Raw genomic sequence first — 16,517 nt, 5'->3', positions numbered from 1 at the left:
CCCGACCGGTTCCGGCCCTGCGGTACGCGGCGCGCAGGCTGGCGCCCGGCTCCGGCTCGGCGTCGGCGGCGATGGGCGGAGGCCGCGGCGGCGCGATGGGCGGCGCCATGGGCGGTGGCGCAGCGGCCGGTGGCATGCGCCGGCGGTGCGACCGCGCCGGAGCCGGCGGTGCCGGCGCGGCAGGCGCCGCAGGTGGTGGCGCTGGCGCCGCGGGTAGTGGCGCCGCAGGCGGTATGCGCGGCGGCGCCGGCATGATGCCCATGGGCGGCGCCGCCGGACGCGGCCAGCAGGGCTCCGACGACGAGGAACACGAACGCAAGTTCATGATCCCCGAGGACGGCAACGAACTCTTCGGCACCGACCAGAAGACCGCGCCGCCCGTCATCGGCGAATAACCCGCCGACAACAACACCTCGGACAACAACGCATCGCGCAATACCCGAACAGTGGCGGCCTTCCGAACCGGGAGGCCGCCACTGTCGTTCGTCACCGAACGATGACATTCCGGTGACCGGGCGGCTCCACCCGTGTGAACACTGCCCACCACCACAGCAGAAACCGCAGGTCACACGCCTGGGCGAGCGTGACCCCGAACAATTTTCGCGTGCAACGGAAACCATCCGACGCCCGAAATCGTCCTACTTTCGACTCGGTTGACGCTTTGCCCGAATCCGGTAAAGCTTTCAATCAGAAGCGTGACGAGGGGACGAGGAAGGGGCCGACCGTGCACGACCCGGGATCACCCGCAGGAACACCGCAGATCTTCGTCAAGGGCCTCAAAGGCGCCGGAGCCGGGGTGGCCGGCGCCGCGGGGAAGGCAGGGGCACTTCTGGACGGGAGCTCCGGCGGTGGCTACGAGTTCACCCCCGAGGAGATCGACGCCGTCCTGACGCAGTGGAAGGAACTGCGCGACGGTCTCCAACAGGACCTCGCCGACGCCGAATCGATCAGCCAGGTGCAGGCGCCGTCCGCGGAGCCGGCCAGCGCCACGTTCCTGAAGGTCGCCACCAGCGCGGGCAACAGCCTCGTCGAGCAGACCAAGAGCGTGCTCGAACACGTCGAGAAGTACGTCGAGGCCCTCGAGGAGGCCAAGGCCGTCACCGAGGCCGCCGAGGCGCAAGCCGCCCAGGACGCCGTCACCTCCGGCGGCAACCTCTGATGCGTCGCCCGCGACACGCCTCCGCGTCCCGACTCATCGACAGCAACCAGGGGAGTTGACCTGCGATGCAACAGGAAATCGTCTCGCTCGTGCTCGAACACGGCATCACCGAGGGCGGCCGGCAACAGACCAGCGCCCAGGGCGGCGGCATCGACGCTTATCAGATCTACGAACGCATCACCAGCGGTCCCGGCACCGCCTCGCTCAACCAGGGCCACACCGCCAGCTCCGCCATGTCCGAACGATACGACGACCGCGTCAAACAGATCCAGGATCTCGACGCGAAGATGAGCGCGGCCTGGACCGGTGACGGCGCCGAGAGCGCCCGCATGGGCGCCCAGCCGCTCCGCCAGTGGATGACGGAAACCGGAAGCGACCTGGGCAAGAGCAGTTCCGTTCTCAGCACCCAGGCCGACGCGCACAACAAGGTGCGCACCGAGGTCGAGCCCATCCCGGAGCACCCGCCGAGCAGCCACATCTTCAACGACCTCGCCCCGTGGGACACCGACCTCGACAAGAAGATCGCCGACTACAACGACAAGGCGAACAAGAACGTCCAGGTCTTCAACGACTACCACTCGGCCAGCACCGGCAACGCGAGCGCACTGCCGCACTACGCCACGCGGCACGGCGCGATCGGTGACGTCGCGCTGGCCGGGACGAACGTCAGCGGCGACAAGACCGCAGGCGACGCACCCCAGGTCGGACCCGGCAACGACAACGGCGCCGGCACCGGCTACCGCTCGTCCGGCGTCAGCGGCGACGGCGCGCACCAGACCCAGGCCTCCCAGCACAGCGGCCCGGGCGGCCCCGGCACGCCGATCACCACCGGACACGGCAACGACACCACCACGACCACCCGCATCGACCCCCGCCTCGACGACGGCAGCCCGATCTACAACCGCCGCACCGAGGACGGCGGCGGCGGTTCCCACGACCGTGACGGCGGTGGCGGTGACGGTGGCGACGGCGGTGGTGGCGGCACCATGCTGGTTCCGCCCGCCGACGACACCAGGCGGACCGACCTGCCCAGGTACGACACGCCCAGGTACGACACGCCGCCCCGTTACGAGCCGCCCAGGTGGGACCCGCCGTTCATCGAGCCGCCGCGTGACCGGGACATCGAGCCCCGTCCGCCGTGGGACGGCAGCACGCCACCCCGTCCGCTCGACCCGTCCGACACGACCGGCCGGGACCCGTACGACGACAGCACCACCTCGTCGACCGTCACGCCGACGAGCACGACGGGCACGACGGGCTTCGGTCCGACCGGCACCGGCTTCGGCCCCACGGGCGCGGGTGCCGGCTCGGCGGCAGGCGGGTTCGGCCCCGGCGGTGGCGTCGGCGGTGTGGTCGGCGGCCCGATGGGGGCGGCCGGTGGACTCGGCGCGGGCGGTGCGTCCGGGGCCGGCGCGCCGGTGGTGCGGGCGGCGGCGTCGCGGGTGGCACCGCGGCGGGTGGTTCCGGCGCGGCCGGCGCGGGCGCGATGCGCGGCGGCGCGGGCATGATGCCGATGGCCGGTGCCGCCGGTCGCCGGGGTCCCGGTGACGACGACGAGGAGCACGAACGCAAGTTCATGATCCCCGAGGACGGCAACGAACTGTTCGGCACCGACCAGAAGACCGCGCCGCCCGTCATCGGCGAATAGGACACCACTGCGTAACGGCCGGGCGGAACGTGGCTGCGCGAGCCGGCCGAATACGACACGCTGTAACCGGTGGGGCGCGAGCCCCGAAACGGTCATAAGATCGGGCCGCTGCCTGCATCGTCAGGCGGCGGCCCGCTCTGCCGACCGCACCCGCCGCCCGCGACGTATCACTCCCGAAGAGGCTGAACTGTGCTTGATCACCAGGTGATTCTCCGCGCCGACACCCTCGCCCGACTGCTCCGCCGGGCCGGGACCGAACCGCACCAGACGGTCCAGAAGGGCGCCACGTGGTACGACCCCGACACGTTGCGCCGGCTCGACGCGGAGATGCACGCCGAACTCGCCCGTGACGGTCTCGCCAACGACCACGGCCTGCACCCGCACCTGCACGCCACCGTCGAGGCGATCGCCCACCCCGACCTGGAGTACTACGGGTGGATGACCGGCGTGCACGAGGGCCGGCCGTTGAAGCTCGCCGTGCTCGCGGGCAGCGGCCGCGGTGAGGCGTTCACGCTCGTCCACAACGAGGACGCCGGCGTGATCGTGCTGGTGAGCGTTCCGGCGCACGAACTGCTCGAGTCGTTCCTGACGCAGGTTCCGCACTGGGCTCCCGCCGCCTCCCGCGCGATCTCGGTGCCGAAGAGCAAGATCGACGGTTCGCGCCGCGAGGGGACCAACGAGGAGCTCACCGTGCTGCGGTCCGATTCGCCCAGCGCGGCGCAGAAGGACGTCAGCGAGTTCAAGCGCATCCTGTCGGCCGAGCGCAGCGGCGGCGGGCAGCTGTACGTCGCGGCGCGCGGCCGGTCCGGCCAACGCAACCGTTCCGCCAAGCCCGTGACCTACATCGACAACACCGAGGGCCGGTGGCTCCTGGAGGAGCAGCCCGGCACCGGCGAGCCGATGCTCGTCGCCACGCCCGCGACGACCGCCGTACTGACGTCGAAGCTGCGCGAGGCCCAGTCGGGCGTGGCCGGCTGAACCGACACGCCGAACAACGACCTTCGCGGGACACGCCGAGGGTGTGACGAACAAAGTTGTCCACATCCCCCATCAGGCGCTGACCAGGAAATCTGACTCGTTCGGGTGACCCTTTCCCCAACTTGTGCACAGCAAGATCCGCCTTTGTGGCTGGATGGGCCGAGTCATCCACAGGCGATGCACAGAGAGGTCCGCACCAGTCCCCAGGGTCAATTGCACGAGGCTGTTCGGGCGATCTAACGTCGCGCCACGAAACGCCGCCGAGCCTGCGACGCTCGACGTCGGATTCGAGGTATCATCGAACTGGCGTTCGAGCTGCCTGTATGCGGGCAGCGGGCGAGGCAGCAGACGAATAAGGGGGTGCCCACACCGGTGGCGATCACCGACGACCGCGGCACGGACGTGGCAGGCGGCGAGCACGGCACGTTCGAACGCCAGCCGCCGCAGGATTCGAAGGCCGAGCAGTCCGTGCTCGGCGGCATGCTGCTGTCGAAGGACGCGATCGCCGACGTCGTGGAGGTGCTCCGGCCCGGGGACTTCTACCTGCCCAAGCACCAGGCCGTCTACGACTGCATCCTCGACCTGTACGGGCGCGGCGAACCGGCCGACCCGATCACCGTGTCCGCGGAGCTGGAACGCCGCGGCGAACTGGCCCGCGTGGGCGGGGCGCCGTACCTGCACACGCTGATCGCGACGGTGCCGACGGCCGCGAACGCCGGGTTCTACGCGCAGATCGTCGCCGAGAAGGCGGTGCTGCGCCGCCTCGTCGAGGCCGGCACGCGCATCGTCCAGTACGGCTACGGCGCCGACAACAACGACGGCGGCGACATCAACGAGGTCGTCGACCGCGCGCAGGCCGCGATCTACGAGGTCACCGAACGCCGCACCAGCGAGGACTACGTCGCGCTCGAGGAACTCCTCCAGCCGACGATGGACGAGATCGACGCGATCGCCTCCCGCGGCGGCGACGCGCAGGGCATCCCCACCGGCTTCGCCGACCTCGACGAGGTCACCAACGGCCTCCACCCCGGCCAGATGATCATCATCGCCGCCCGTCCCGGCGTCGGGAAGGCGCTCGCGCTCGACACCCCGCTGCCGACGCCCGACGGCTGGACCACGATGGGCCAGGTCCAGCCGGGCGACCGGCTGATCGGCTCCGACGGCACGCCCACCACCGTGGTCGCCGCGACCGACGTCATGCACGGACGGCCCTGCTACGAGGTCGAGTTCTCCGACGGTTCGACGATCGTCGCCGACGCCGAGCACCAGTGGCTGACCGACACCCGCGCGAGTCGCCGGGTCCGCGGCCCCGCCGAGGTCCGGACCACCGCCGAACTCGCCGACACCGTCCGCTGCGACACCGCCGACGGGCGCGTGAACCACTCCGTGCGGCTGGCCGAACCGTTGGAGCTGCCCGAACGCGACCTGCCGCTGCACCCGTACGCGCTCGGCGCCTGGCTCGGCGACGGCCACTCCGACGGCGCACGCTTCACCACCGCCGACCCGGAGATCATCACCTACCTCGAGGCCGAGGCCGACCTGTACTGCCCCCGGCGCGGCACCTACGCCTACTCCCTCCGCTTCCCGACCCCGGATCTCGACTCGTCGCCGGAGATCGACCCCGTGCTGCGGTCGCTCGGGGTGCTCGGCAACAAGCACGTGCCGGCCGAGTACCTGCGCGGTTCGGTGTACCAGCGGCGCGCGCTGCTGGCGGGACTGCTCGACACCGACGGCACCGTCGGCGGGTCGGGCGGTGTGCAGTTCTCGGTCACCGACCACCGGCTGGCCGCCGATGTCTACGAGCTGATCGTCAGCCTCGGCTACCGGTGCTCGTTGACGACGAAGCGGGTGCGGGGTCGCACGGAGGCGTCGTCGACCGCGTACACGCTGAACTTCACCACGCACGACCGCGTCTTCTGGTTGCAGCGCAAGCACCTGCTGCACAAGGAGCGCATGACCGGCCGTCGTCCGCGGCCCACGCCGCGCTACATCGTGGACGTGCGGCCGATCGACAGCGTGCCGGTGCGGTGTGTCGAGGTCAGCGCCGACGACCACCTGTACCTCGCGGGCCGGTCGATGATCCCGACGCACAACTCGACCCTGGGCCTCGACTTCGCCCGGTCGTGCTCGATCAAGCACGGGATGACCAGCGCGATCTTCTCGCTGGAGATGAGCCGTACCGAGATCGTCATGCGCATGTTGTCGGCGGAGGCGCGGATCCGGTTGGCGGACATGCGCGGTGGGCGGATGTCCGACGACGACTGGACCCGGCTGGCGCGGCGGATGAGCGAGATCAGCGAGGCGCCGCTGTTCGTCGACGACTCGCCGAACCTGACGATGATGGAGATCCGCGCGAAGGCCCGCCGGCTCAAGCAGCGCAACGACCTCAAGCTCGTCGTCGTCGACTACATGCAGCTGATGACGTCCGGTAAACGCGTCGAATCACGTCAGCAGGAAGTGTCGGAGTTCTCGCGTCAGCTGAAGCTGCTGGCCAAGGAGATCGAGGTGCCGGTGATCGCGATCAGCCAGCTGAACCGTGGTCCCGAACAGCGCACCGACAAACGCCCGATGCTGTCGGACCTGCGTGAATCCGGTTCGCTGGAACAGGACGCCGACATCGTCATGCTGATCCACCGGCCCGACGCGTTCGAACAGGACGACCCGCGCGCAGGCGAGGCCGACCTGATCCTCGGCAAACACCGCGCCGGCCCCACCAGCACCATCGCCGTCGCCCACCAACTCCACTACAGCCGCTTCGCCGACCTCGCCCGGGAGTAGCGGGGTTCGGCGAAACGCGTGAGTGAGCACGATTCACTCGGTCACGGGCAAACATTCGTCGAGCATGGCGACGACGTCGCGCCACGCCCGCTCGGCGTGCAGCGGGTGATGGGCGACGCCGGGGACGACCTCCTGGTCGACCGTCGGATGGTGGAACGCGTGCAGCGCCCCGCCGTAGACCACGAGGCGCCAGTCGAGGCCCGCATCCTGCATCTCGGCGGTGAACGCGTCCCGCTGTTCGGGCGGCATGATCGGATCTTCCGAGCCGACGCCGGCCCACACGGGGCACCGGATGTTCCGCGCCTCGCCGGGTCTTCCCGTGATCAGACCGTTGACCGTGCCGATCGCGCGGAGATCCACGCCGGAGCGGCCGAGTTCCAACGCGACCGCTCCGCCGGTGCCGTAGCCGACGGCGGCGATCCGGTCGGGGTCGGTGCGCGGCTCGGCCCGCAGCACGTCCAGGGCGGCGTGGCCGATGTCGCGTAGCCGGTCGGGGTCCGCGAGCAGCGGCATCACCCGGGCCAACATCTCGTCCGGGTCGGTGAACCAGTGCCCGCCGTGCAGGTCGAAGGCCAGTGCCACGTACCCCAGCTCGGCCAGAGCATCGGCCCGGCGCCGCTGGAGATCGTTGAGCCCCGGCCCCTCGGGGCCGATCAACACCGCAGGCCTAGGGGCATCACCGGCGGGAACCGCGAGGTGCCCGATCATCGTCAAGCCGTCGGCCGGGTAGGTGACCGTACGCGTCGTGACAGTCGACATGACACCGAACCTAGGCTCATTCGCGGTCGTTCGGCCGGTGTTCACGAGCGGCGGAATTCGACGACTCACCGTCCGCAGCGGTCGATGCGGCGCCAGGGCCATTCGGTGGCGAGCCAGGTGGCGACGGTGTCGGCCAGGGGGGTGTCGAGGTCGGCGCGGTCGGCGCGCACCCACGACTGGACCGTCACGTCGTGGTCCGGTGTGGACGGTGGGTACAGGTACACGCAGCCGATGACGTCGCCGTCGGCCGGGTCGAGCACCGTGAACGTGAACCCGCGGCGATTCTCGAAATCCGCCGCATGCCGGGCGAGGTCGGCGCGGTTGTCCTCGAGCGACATGCCGTCCACCGGGGGCCAACTGCCGTCCGGGTAGCCGGGCGTCGCGCGGATGTGCTCGATGCTCGACATCCACGCCGCGTGATCGGCCGCATTGTGCCGCGGCCCCAACGGTTCGAGCCGGAACCGCTCGGTGACGAGCGACGTCGGCGGCACGAAATCCCCGGGCACGAACCCCACGTCAGCCATGCACCGACGCTAGCCGCACCCACCAACCGTTGACATGTGACCTTTTGGTCACCTATCTTCGGTGCATGGAGGACGACCTCGTGTTCAAGGCCCTGGCGGACCGGACACGCCGCCTGCTCCTCGACACGCTCTTCGAGCGCGACGGCCGCTCGCTCGGGGAACTCGAAGAGGTCGTCAACCGGCACACCGAGATGTCCAGGTACGGGGTGTCCAAGCATCTGCGACTTCTCGCCGAGGCGGATCTCGTCACGGTCCGCAAATCCGGCCGGGAACGCCTGCACTACCTCAACGCGGTCCCGATTCGACTGATCCACGACCGGTGGATCGACAAGTACACCGAGCCGCACATCCGCGCGCTCACCGACCTCAAGACGCTGGCCGAATCCGAGACGCCGGCCGACACCGAAGGACACGAACGATGACCGACACCCGCATCACGCAGATCCACTCCATCTACATCGACGCACCGGCCGAGAAGGTGTGGCAGGCGCTCACCAGCTCCGAGTACACCAACCGGTACGGCTACGGCGGCGACCTCACCTTCGAGCCAAGCCGGGCGGCCAGATGATCCACCACACGACACCGGCGATGAAGGAAATGGGCATGGGCGACGAAGCCCTGACCGCCACCGTCGTCGAACTCGACCCGCCGCGCAGACTGATCCTCGACTGGCAGGCGGCCTGGCACACCGACGAACCCCCGCAGCGCCTCACCTACGACATCGACGAGGTCGCGCCCGGGCTGTGCCGCGTGACGCTCACCCACGACGTCACCGACGCCCCCGAAACGGCGAAGGACGTCGCCGGCAACGGCAAGGTCGAACAGGGCGGCGGCGGATGGCCGTGGGTCCTGGCCAGCCTCAAGACCCTGCTCGAAACCGACCGCACCATGACGACCGCCGGCAGCTGAGCCGCGGCCCGCCGTCGCCGGGGTACTGCGCGTGCCCCGGCGACGTCGCTGGTCACCCGGTCGCGACGACGAGCGAGCCCCCGATGTCGCACCCCTCCGCGTTCGCTTGCTGACCCAGTGGCGCGATGTTGTACTGGGGAAACTGTGACCAGGAGGGGGACGCAGTTGGTTGAGGTATTACAGGGTTACGACCGCGCGCGACTCATGCTCGTCGAGGGCCTGGGCGATACGCCCGGCCGGCTCTACCTGCTCATCGACCCCGAGGCCGACCGGCCCGAACTGTCGACGACGGACCAGGCCGACGAGGTCAGCCTCTGGGCATACACCAGCCTGCAATTGCTGACCGAATCCTGCGGCGACGGGCAGCCATACACCACGGTCACTCCGGCGCAGCTCCGGAACTTCGCGGCGGACATCGACAGAACGGTCCTCGTCGCGATCGACGTCCAACACCCCGCCGCGCGCGATACCCGGGGACGCCGTGGACGGAGATCGCGCCACTGGACCCGCTGCCCGCAGACGCCCCTGAGGAGCCTGTCGTCTGGATTCCGACGCGCCCGGCACGTTCAGGAGACCGAGAGGTCGTCGCGGAACTACACGGAACAAAGCCCGGCGAGAACCTGTTGCTCGTCTTCTCCACACCCGAGGAAGCGTGGGCAGCATGCGGCCCGTACCAGCCGCTTTCGGCAATCAGCATGGAGCGGGTCGAGGCAGTCGCCAACGAATGCGGCGCCAGCGCAGTGGTCAGGAACGGGTGGCTGGACGAGGACGCCAGACACCGCACGCCGGTCCAGGACCGCCGAAGCCGGGCCCGCGACGACAACGTCATGCGCATCGGTGAGTTGGGGGAATGACGTGAGCAACTACCGGGTCGACGAGGGCAAGCTCTCGACAATCGTGCGGGACCTCAGAGCAGGATCGTCGTCGTTGGACGAAGTCGCCGAAAAGTTGCCCGAGGCGGTCAACGCCGGATTCTCCTCCGACGTCGCCAACGCGGCATTGGCTCGGGTGGGTCAGATCGCGCTCGCCCTCGCGCAGCAAGGTCAGACCATTGCGGCGAACGTCGACACGGCCGAAGGGATGTATCAGGCGGCGGAGGACGAGCACCGCAACGAGGTCGAAACGACCGATCCTGATGTCGAGACCACTGACCAACACGAGAAGCGGAAACGAGCCGAAGCGCCCCCGAAGCTCGAAGAGGCTCCACCGGACCCCGAGGAGCACAAGAACCGTCCGCAACCGCAGACCGAAACCGCTCCGGCACCAACGCCGCCTCCGAGCCCGACGCCCTGATCCGCACAAGGGGACAACATGGGAACACCGGCTCACATCAACACCACCGTCAACGGAAGCGTCGGCATGCTCGAAGAAGCCGCGCAGGCTCTCCGCGAGGCCAAGAAGGCCGCCGAGAGCGCCGACGACTCCCACTGCTCCGCCCGGAACACCGCCTACTCGAGCTGGGAAGGTGACGCGGCCGGCGCCTTCCTGGACGAACTTGCTCCGCACCTGAAGTACACCCGGCAGCTGGGAGCTACCTGCGGAACTTACGCGGAAGCCTTCGCCGACCTTGGCGGCGCCATCGAATCCGTCAACAAGGAGATGGGCAGAGCCCGGCGGACGGCGACGGAAGGCGGGTTGGAGGTGGAGGGCCCGTTCATCCGTCGTCCGGAGGAGCCGGCGATGGAGAGGCCGATGCCGACGAACTACTCGGGTCCCAACGCGAAGTCGGACTTCTTCAGCGACCGCGAGACCTGGAACAACCTGATCGGTGACTTCAACGCGAAAGCGGAGGTCTTCAACACCTGTCTCCAGATCTACACCGATGCGCGCAAGAAAGAGGAGCAGGCGCACACCGAATTCTGGGAAGCCCTCGATGCCGACCAGGGCTTCGGCCTCAAGGAGGCCTGGGACATGGGACGGACGACCGCGTCTCATGCCCTGAACACCGTCGCGAGCATGGAGAACACCAGGGCCGATCTGCTGCGGAAGATCTCGTCTCTGGAGGGTGCGTCGAAGACCTACCAGTCTCTCGCCGCCGGTGCCGTCAACCTGAATGGCCTGCCGGCGCAGCAGCGGACCCAGATCATGCGGGACCTCTCCCGTGCCAAGGGAAGCGAGACGACCTACCGCACCCAGATGCAGCAGCTGGACAAGGTGCGCCAGCACGTCCCGGAGTCGGTTCGGGTCGCTGCGACTGCCAGCCCAGGAGACATCGCGCCGAACACCCCGCTGGGCAACAAGGTCGGCAGCGTTGCACGCAAAGTACCTTGGGTCGGAGGGTTGCTCACTGCAGGCAATGAAGCTCTGGGAGCCGCAACCGGAGAGCAGACCTGGGGAAAAGCTGTCGCGAGCAGCGCTGGTCAGCTCGGTGGTGGCTGGGTCGGCGGGGTCACCGGAGCTGCGGCTTGTTCGTCCCTGTTCCCGCCCGTCGGGCCGGTCGTGTGCGGCGCTGCGGGGATGGGGTTCGGCGCCATTGCCGGCGATAAGATCGTCGACACGATCATTCCCGACGAGTCGGACCTCCCTGAGGAGGTGGACCGTCTCAGGCCGGCAGGGAAGTGGGGCACCAGCGGGCAATGAGCGACGAGCGCACCGGGCCCGGGTTGCCGCCACGGCCCGACCCGGAGACCGGGGAGCCGTTCCCGCCGCACGGCCTCGGCTGGACCGGCAAGGACCGCGCGCCGGAACAGGACCGCAACCGGGAACTCCGGCTGTCCCACAAACCCTCGCCACCGGAAGGCCGAGGACCCGTCCTCGCCTGGCACAAGTCCAACAAGCGCGGCAAGGTCGCCGTGTTCGCTGCCAGCATGGCGATCCTGATCGTCGGCATGACGTTCATCCAGATGATCGACGGCGACGGCAACCCCTTCTCCTGGATGCTCGTCTGGCAGCCGTGGGTGGTCTACGTGGTCGGGGCCTTGCTCATCACGCGGCCCGCGACGTACCGGGTGTTGTCGGCGGGTGCGGACTGGGCCCAGCTGCACACGATCACCTTCGGTGTCACGCGGCGCCGTCAGGTGATCGACCTGTACGAGCTGCACACCGTCTCGGGGGACGTCGTCGCCGGAGGCGCCGGGCTCTCCCTGACCCTCGAGAGCGGCAGCGGCGAGAACGCCGGTCACATCCGCCTGGTCCAACACGAATGGCAGGGCGACCGGCGGCTGTGGGACCTCGTCTACAACGGGATCCTGCATTCGGTCGCCGCCGGCGCGTCGGTCAACCCGAACGCGCGCGGCATGCTCGAGCTCGCACTCGTCCCCGAACTGCGCTACCCCGACGGCCCGCGCAAGATCTACGTGTCGCAGCTCAGCGACGTGCACGTGTGGGAGATCCTCGAGGACCCCAACATCAGCCACCTCTGCGACGTCATCGACTTCAAGGGCAGCGCGGCCGAATTCCGCAAGCTCTTCCCCGAACTGGGCGAGGAGATGTTCACCGGCCGGGTCAACCCCGCCTGGTTCACCACCCCCGACGGCCACGACACCACCGGTGACCGCCGTGAACGTTGACCCTTCCGCCGCACGCCGCCGGCGTGCACCCGTCGTCATCGCGATCGCCGTGCTCATGGCCGTCGTGGTCGCCGTCGGCGTCGTGCTCTGGGTGACGTCGGGAGCCGATTCCGACGACGCCGGCTGGACGCGGTACGAACCGGACTCGCCCGGATTCGGAGGCCGCGACTCGAGTGCCCTCATGGCATCGGTCGCCACGCACGATGGCACGACCGTCGCCGTCGGCTCCGAGGAATGGCAACGCGGCGACCTCACCCCGTCGACCGCCGCAGTCTGGTACTCCCACGGCGACGACGAGTGGGAACGGGCACCGCACGACGACGCCGTGTTCGGCAACCCCGACGACGGCGCCGCGGCCCTGTCGGTCGCCGCGAACGACCAAGGCTTCGTCGCCACCGGCGTCGACCAGGCACTCGGCGACGGGGATGTCGTCGGCGCCGTGTGGACGTCGGCCGGCGGCGTCGACTGGCAGCGCGTCCCACACGATGACGTGTTCGGCGGACAGGGCCAGGGCAGTACCCAGATCCGCTCGGTCACCACTCACGGCTCGGGCTTCGTCGCCGTTGGCGACAGCGGCGACGAGGCCGCGGTCTGGACCTCCGACGACGGCCGCAGTTGGACCCGCGCGACACACGAGAATTCCCCGTTCGAACGCCCGGCACCACCAGCATGAGGTCCGTGACCAGCGGACCCTCGGGTCTGGTCGCCACCGGCACGGAGGAACTGCCCGGATTCGGCATTGTCGGCGCGGTGTGGCATTCGGACAACGGATCCCGGTGGGAACGCGCGCCGCACGACGACGTGTTCGGTGAGGCGTTCGGCGAGGGCTACGACGAGACCACCATGGCCGGCGTCGCGGCCGGCCCCGACGGTTACGTCGCCGTGGGCGACACCGGCGCCGACACCGCCGTCGCCGTCGTCTGGACGTCACCGGACGGCCGCACGTGGTCGCGAGTTCCACACCGCCCGCGGACGTTCGGCGTCGACGACGGCTTCGCCACGGCAATCGACGTGACCTGGACCGGTGAGCAGTTCGCCGTCACCGGTGCCCGGAGCGACGACGAAGCTCCGGTCCGCGCCGCCCTGTGGACCTCGGCCGATGGGCAGGAATGGCACCGGGACACCGGCATCCGCGCGTTCGACGACCGGGAAGCCGGCTCGGTCAGCGAGCTGTGGTCGATCACCGGTGCCGACGACGACCGGCTGACCGTCGTGGGCCGCGCACGGCCCTACGACACCGCACGCGACGCCGCCGCCGTCTGGAGCCGCGGCTGACCAGGCCTTCTTCGCCTCGGGGTTGAAACATACAACCGATTGGTTGTATGTTTGTGAGGTGGATGACGTCGAGGCAGAAGACCGGGCGGACGCTCTTTTCCATGCACTCGCCGACCAGACCCGGCGCGACATTCTGCGTCGCGTGCTGGCCGGCGAGCACTCGGTCACGGCGCTCGCCGCGAACTACGAGATGAGTTTCGCGGCGGTGCAGAAGCACGTCGCCGTCCTGGAACGCGCGGGCCTTGTCACCAAGCGCCGCAGCGGACGCGAAAACCTCGCCACCGGTGAGGTCGATGCGGTGCGCTCGGTGGCGTCGATGCTGGGCGAGTTCGAAGAGGTGTGGCGCGGCCGCGTCGCCCGCATCGACGAGCTCCTCGCCGCCGGGCAAGAACCCGAACCGACAGAGGAGAACGAGCCATGCCCGTCACCGACGTCCGGCACGACCCGGACAACCTGACCCTCACCATCACCGCCGAATTCGCCGCACCCGCCGAGCGCGTGTGGCAGATCTACGCCGACCCACGCCAACTCGAGCGGATCTGGGGACCGCCCTCGTACCCCGCGACCGTCGTCGACCACGACCTGCGCCCCGGCGGACGGGTCACCTACTACATGACCGGCCCCGACGGCGAGAAGTACTGCGGCTGGTGGGCGGTGCGGACCGTCGACGAGCCACGCGAATTCACCTTCGAGGACGGCTTCGCCGACGAGGACTTCAACCCGCTGCCGGACATGCCGGTCTCGTACAGCACCTACACCTTCAGCGAGATCGACGGTCGCACCCGCGTCACCTTCGTCAACCGCTTCGCCTCCGCGGAGGGCCTGCAGACAGTCCTGGACATGGGCACCGTCGAGGGCGCCACGTCCGCCATCAACCAGATCGACGAGCTGCTCGCAGCCTGACCACACCGGGGAACATCATGACGACCACCTACACGTTCGACGTCTTCTCCAGTCTCGACGGCTTCGGCTCGAACCGCGGCGATTGGGGCGGCTACTGGGGCAAGCAGGGCCCGGAGCTCCTGGAACACCGGCTCGCCCTGCACAGCACGGAGCAGCGAATGGTCCTCGGGGCCAACACGTATCGCGAGTTCGTGCAGATGGTGGGCTCGGCCACCGCGGACTCCGAGGTGCACGACGCGTGGGTCACCCGCATGCGGCACCTGCCGGCGACCGTCGTGTCGAGCACGCTGTCCGGACCGCTCGACTGGCCGGGCGCGACCGTCGAGAGCGGCGACGCCGTCGACGTCGTCGCCCGGCTCAAGGAGGAGTCCGACGTGCCGCTGCGCTCGCACGGCAGCCTGGCGATGAACCGGGCGCTCATGGCCGCCGGCCTGGTCGACCGCGTCCAGGTGACGCTCTTTCCCGTGATCACAGGGCAGACCGGGCTGGCTCCGATCTTCCGCGACGCGGCCGACTTCGACCTCGAACTGATCGAGTGCCGCACACTCGACGGCCACACCCAGGAGCTCACCTACCGCCCCACCCGCCACGGCTGAGGAGGGTGCACAGACCCTTCCGGAGCGCGGAGTTCCCGGGCGGGGTTTGCCGGGGTGGCAACGGGAGTTGGCAGGGGTGTGTGCTGCGGCGCAATCTGGAGTCATGACTCAGCAGCACGAGCCGCACCCCGCACACGAGCACACCGCCGAGGCGTGGGACGAGCGGTATCGCAGTCAGCAGCAGCTGTTCAGCGGGAATCCCAACGGGGTGCTCGTCACCGACGTCGCCGACCTGCCGCCCGGGCAGGCACTCGACGTCGGCTGCGGCGAGGGCGGCGACGCGATCTGGCTCGCCCGCCGCGGATGGCAGGTCACCGCCATCGACATCTCCCGCGTCGCCCTCCAACGCGGTGCCGCCGCCGCACACGCCGCTTCGGCCGAGAGCGGTTCCGGCGGTTCCGGGAACGTCGACGTCGCCGAGCACATCAGCTGGGTGCACGGCGATCCGACCAGCATGGCGCCGCCCGCCGACACGTTCGACCTCGTGTCCGTGCACTACTTCCCGTTGAAGCGCGAACCCGGGGACGCCGCGCTGCGCGGACTCCTCGCCGCCGTCGCACCGGGCGGCACGCTGCTGTACGTCAGCCACGACATCGCCGACGTCGACCCGTCCTTCGAACCGCACCTCTACTACCAGCCCGGCGAGGTCGCCGAACTACTCGGCGACGACTGGACGATCGAGGACAACGCCCTCCGCGCCCGCACCACCCCGCCGCCCGAGGGGACCCACCACCACAACGACGTCGTCCTCCGCGCCCGCCGAACCGCCTGATCCGTACACGGAACGCCAACACGGCGACGCGAACTGCTGACACGCGCGCGTGGATTGCTGACACGCCCGACGCGAAACGCTGACACGGCGACGCGGATCGCTGACACGCCCGCGTGGATTGCCAACACGGCGACGTGAGTTGCTGACACGGCGGCTTGGGGGACTTTCACGGCGCGCGCGAAGAAACGGGCCCTGGGAGCTTTGCTCCCAGGGCCCGTTTTTTGTGCTACTCGATCAGACGAGCGCGCCCAGGCTGTAGCCGTGGATCGCGGCCTTGTCCAGGGTGCCCTTCAGCTGGCCCTTCGCCGAGTCGCGGTCGACCGACGGGACGTCCGTCGGCAGGTCGCCCGCGGGCAGGTCGCCCACGACCGAGTCGAACACCGGCAGCTCGGCGGAACGCTCCGCACCGCCCAGCGTCATGCCGTTCAGCGACACGCCGTCGAGGACGCCGTCGAAGCACCCGCGGTCGGGTCGGCGGGCAGCTCACCGGCCGGCAGCTCACCGGCGGGCAGCTCCGTCGGAACCTCGGTCGGCAGACCGGCCGGCAGGCCGGCGCCCTCGACCTGCGGGAGCAGGCCGTCGACGGGCAGCTGACCCGAGAACGCGTCCACCGGCACCTCCGGGGCCTCCGGCAGGGACGGGGCGGACGGCAGCGACGGCGCGGCCGGAACGCCCGGCAGCGACGGCACGCCCGCGTCGGTCGGCAT

22 protein-coding genes and 1 pseudogene are annotated in these 16,517 nt (G+C 69.6%); 19 read left to right on the top strand and 4 right to left on the bottom strand.

Annotated elements, in window-relative coordinates; all coding sequences use genetic code 11:
* The 6 genes and pseudogenes from BJF85_RS28185 to dnaB all read left to right on the top strand — a co-directional run.
* A pseudogene (locus tag BJF85_RS28185) lies at positions 1–395 on the top strand (hypothetical protein); the annotation flags it as partial.
* A gap of 329 nt (positions 396–724) precedes the next feature.
* A complete protein-coding gene (locus BJF85_RS21630; RefSeq protein WP_075849848.1) occupies positions 725–1,159 on the top strand; it encodes a hypothetical protein in 435 nt (144 codons plus the stop codon).
* A 65-nt stretch (positions 1,160–1,224) separates the two neighbouring features.
* A complete protein-coding gene (locus tag BJF85_RS28550) occupies positions 1,225–2,667 on the top strand; it encodes a PPE domain-containing protein (protein ID WP_075849847.1) in 1,443 nt (480 codons plus the stop codon).
* Positions 2,646–2,807 (top strand): hypothetical protein, encoded by a 162-nt coding sequence (locus BJF85_RS28545; RefSeq protein ID WP_187346947.1) that lies wholly within the window; start codon positions 2,646–2,648, stop codon positions 2,805–2,807. Before BJF85_RS28550 ends, BJF85_RS28545 begins: the two co-directional genes overlap by 22 nt.
* 189 nt (positions 2,808–2,996) lie before the next feature.
* Positions 2,997–3,785: an ESX secretion-associated protein EspG gene (locus tag BJF85_RS21620; protein WP_075849846.1), complete on the top strand. Its 789-nt coding sequence runs from the start codon at positions 2,997–2,999 to the stop codon at positions 3,783–3,785.
* 480 nt (positions 3,786–4,265) lie between these two features.
* Positions 4,266–6,563 carry a replicative DNA helicase gene (gene dnaB / locus BJF85_RS21615; protein WP_369822262.1) on the top strand — a complete coding sequence of 766 codons (2,298 nt, stop codon included), beginning with the start codon at positions 4,266–4,268 and terminating at the stop codon, positions 6,561–6,563.
* A 33-nt stretch (positions 6,564–6,596) separates the two neighbouring features.
* Here the strand turns inward: dnaB and BJF85_RS21610 are convergent, their stop codons facing one another.
* Positions 6,597–7,322 (bottom strand): dienelactone hydrolase family protein, encoded by a 726-nt coding sequence (locus BJF85_RS21610; protein WP_075849844.1) that lies wholly within the window; start codon positions 7,320–7,322, stop codon positions 6,597–6,599.
* Positions 7,323–7,387: 65 nt separating this feature from the next.
* A complete protein-coding gene (locus BJF85_RS21605; protein WP_075849843.1) occupies positions 7,388–7,846 on the bottom strand; it encodes a GNAT family N-acetyltransferase in 459 nt (152 codons plus the stop codon).
* 65 nt (positions 7,847–7,911) lie between these two features.
* Here BJF85_RS21605 and BJF85_RS21600 point away from each other — a divergent pair, with 65 nt between their 5' ends.
* Genes BJF85_RS21600 through BJF85_RS21595 form a run of 3 tightly spaced genes read left to right on the top strand, consistent with a single transcriptional unit; the run spans position 7,912 to position 8,755 of the window.
* On the top strand, positions 7,912–8,268 hold the full coding sequence (locus BJF85_RS21600; protein WP_075849842.1) for a helix-turn-helix transcriptional regulator: 357 nt from the start codon (positions 7,912–7,914) through the stop codon (positions 8,266–8,268).
* Positions 8,265–8,414 carry a hypothetical protein gene (locus BJF85_RS29175; protein WP_222844627.1) on the top strand — a complete coding sequence of 50 codons (150 nt, stop codon included), beginning with the start codon at positions 8,265–8,267 and terminating at the stop codon, positions 8,412–8,414. Before BJF85_RS21600 ends, BJF85_RS29175 begins: the two co-directional genes overlap by 4 nt.
* Positions 8,411–8,755 carry an SRPBCC domain-containing protein gene (locus BJF85_RS21595; protein ID WP_222844626.1) on the top strand — a complete coding sequence of 115 codons (345 nt, stop codon included), beginning with the start codon at positions 8,411–8,413 and terminating at the stop codon, positions 8,753–8,755. The genes BJF85_RS29175 and BJF85_RS21595 overlap by 4 nt, the downstream gene beginning before the upstream one ends.
* A 177-nt stretch (positions 8,756–8,932) precedes the next feature.
* On the opposite strand, the gene BJF85_RS27655 is transcribed toward BJF85_RS21595, so the two are convergent.
* Positions 8,933–9,208: a hypothetical protein gene (locus BJF85_RS27655; RefSeq protein WP_158057067.1), complete on the bottom strand. Its 276-nt coding sequence runs from the start codon at positions 9,206–9,208 to the stop codon at positions 8,933–8,935.
* 170 nt (positions 9,209–9,378) lie between these two features.
* Between BJF85_RS27655 and BJF85_RS27650 the strand changes: the two genes are divergently transcribed.
* The 10 genes from BJF85_RS27650 to BJF85_RS21550 all read left to right on the top strand — a co-directional run bounded on the left by BJF85_RS27650 (position 9,379) and on the right by BJF85_RS21550 (position 15,810).
* A complete protein-coding gene (locus BJF85_RS27650; protein WP_139320776.1) occupies positions 9,379–9,609 on the top strand; it encodes a hypothetical protein in 231 nt (76 codons plus the stop codon).
* A gap of 73 nt (positions 9,610–9,682) precedes the next feature.
* Positions 9,683–10,048 (top strand): hypothetical protein, encoded by a 366-nt coding sequence (locus BJF85_RS21590; RefSeq protein ID WP_139320775.1) that lies wholly within the window; start codon positions 9,683–9,685, stop codon positions 10,046–10,048.
* 18 nt (positions 10,049–10,066) lie between these two features.
* Positions 10,067–11,335, top strand: coding sequence for a hypothetical protein (locus BJF85_RS21585; protein WP_075849840.1), 1,269 nt, complete (start codon positions 10,067–10,069; stop codon positions 11,333–11,335).
* The gene (locus BJF85_RS21580; RefSeq protein ID WP_075849839.1) at positions 11,332–12,264 is read left to right on the top strand and encodes a hypothetical protein; all 933 of its coding nucleotides are present in this window, start codon (positions 11,332–11,334) and stop codon (positions 12,262–12,264) included. The genes BJF85_RS21585 and BJF85_RS21580 overlap by 4 nt, the downstream gene beginning before the upstream one ends.
* The gene (locus BJF85_RS21575; protein ID WP_139320774.1) at positions 12,254–12,937 is read left to right on the top strand and encodes a hypothetical protein; all 684 of its coding nucleotides are present in this window, start codon (positions 12,254–12,256) and stop codon (positions 12,935–12,937) included. The genes BJF85_RS21580 and BJF85_RS21575 overlap by 11 nt, the downstream gene beginning before the upstream one ends.
* 5 nt (positions 12,938–12,942) lie before the next feature.
* Positions 12,943–13,539: a hypothetical protein gene (locus tag BJF85_RS28180; protein WP_158057065.1), complete on the top strand. Its 597-nt coding sequence runs from the start codon at positions 12,943–12,945 to the stop codon at positions 13,537–13,539.
* Positions 13,540–13,582: 43 nt separating this feature from the next.
* Positions 13,583–13,996 (top strand): helix-turn-helix transcriptional regulator, encoded by a 414-nt coding sequence (locus tag BJF85_RS21565; protein WP_222844625.1) that lies wholly within the window; start codon positions 13,583–13,585, stop codon positions 13,994–13,996.
* Entirely contained in the window at positions 13,957–14,442 is a 486-nt protein-coding gene (locus BJF85_RS21560) for an SRPBCC domain-containing protein (protein WP_075849835.1), read from the top strand. The genes BJF85_RS21565 and BJF85_RS21560 overlap by 40 nt, the downstream gene beginning before the upstream one ends.
* A 17-nt stretch (positions 14,443–14,459) precedes the next feature.
* Positions 14,460–15,038, top strand: a complete 579-nt coding sequence (locus BJF85_RS21555; protein WP_075849834.1) for a dihydrofolate reductase family protein — start codon at positions 14,460–14,462, stop codon at positions 15,036–15,038.
* Between the two features lie 103 nt (positions 15,039–15,141).
* Positions 15,142–15,810: a bifunctional 2-polyprenyl-6-hydroxyphenol methylase/3-demethylubiquinol 3-O-methyltransferase UbiG gene (locus BJF85_RS21550; protein ID WP_075849833.1), complete on the top strand. Its 669-nt coding sequence runs from the start codon at positions 15,142–15,144 to the stop codon at positions 15,808–15,810.
* 234 nt (positions 15,811–16,044) lie between these two features.
* Here BJF85_RS21550 and BJF85_RS21545 read toward each other — a convergent pair whose 3' ends face one another.
* The gene (locus BJF85_RS21545; protein WP_075849832.1) at positions 16,045–16,245 is read right to left on the bottom strand and encodes a hypothetical protein; all 201 of its coding nucleotides are present in this window, start codon (positions 16,243–16,245) and stop codon (positions 16,045–16,047) included.
* Positions 16,246–16,517 lie beyond the last annotated feature (272 nt).

This window comes from Saccharomonospora sp. CUA-673, assembly GCF_001942305.1.
GTDB lineage: Bacteria > Actinomycetota > Actinomycetes > Mycobacteriales > Pseudonocardiaceae > Prauserella.
The sequence above is the reverse complement of the archived record's forward strand: the minus strand, read 5'-3'. Positions and strand labels throughout refer to the sequence as shown.

Bases quoted from the DNA above. Each gene is read 5' to 3' on its own strand.
- BJF85_RS28550 (WP_075849847.1), top strand. From the start codon at position 1,225: ATGCAACAGGAAATCGTCTCGCTCGTGCTCGAACACGGCATCACCGAG.
- BJF85_RS28545 (WP_187346947.1), top strand. From the start codon at position 2,646: ATGCGCGGCGGCGCGGGCATGATGCCGATGGCCGGTGCCGCCGGTCGC.
- dnaB (WP_369822262.1), top strand. From the start codon at position 4,266: ATGCTGCTGTCGAAGGACGCGATCGCCGACGTCGTGGAGGTGCTCCGG.
- BJF85_RS21610 (WP_075849844.1), bottom strand. From the start codon at position 7,322: ATGTCGACTGTCACGACGCGTACGGTCACCTACCCGGCCGACGGCTTG.
- BJF85_RS21605 (WP_075849843.1), bottom strand. From the start codon at position 7,846: ATGGCTGACGTGGGGTTCGTGCCCGGGGATTTCGTGCCGCCGACGTCG.
- BJF85_RS21600 (WP_075849842.1), top strand. From the start codon at position 7,912: ATGGAGGACGACCTCGTGTTCAAGGCCCTGGCGGACCGGACACGCCGC.
- BJF85_RS29175 (WP_222844627.1), top strand. From the start codon at position 8,265: ATGACCGACACCCGCATCACGCAGATCCACTCCATCTACATCGACGCA.
- BJF85_RS21595 (WP_222844626.1), top strand. From the start codon at position 8,411: ATGATCCACCACACGACACCGGCGATGAAGGAAATGGGCATGGGCGAC.
- BJF85_RS21585 (WP_075849840.1), top strand. From the start codon at position 10,067: ATGGGAACACCGGCTCACATCAACACCACCGTCAACGGAAGCGTCGGC.
- BJF85_RS21580 (WP_075849839.1), top strand. From the start codon at position 11,332: ATGAGCGACGAGCGCACCGGGCCCGGGTTGCCGCCACGGCCCGACCCG.
- BJF85_RS21560 (WP_075849835.1), top strand. From the start codon at position 13,957: ATGCCCGTCACCGACGTCCGGCACGACCCGGACAACCTGACCCTCACC.
- BJF85_RS21555 (WP_075849834.1), top strand. From the start codon at position 14,460: ATGACGACCACCTACACGTTCGACGTCTTCTCCAGTCTCGACGGCTTC.
- BJF85_RS21550 (WP_075849833.1), top strand. From the start codon at position 15,142: ATGACTCAGCAGCACGAGCCGCACCCCGCACACGAGCACACCGCCGAG.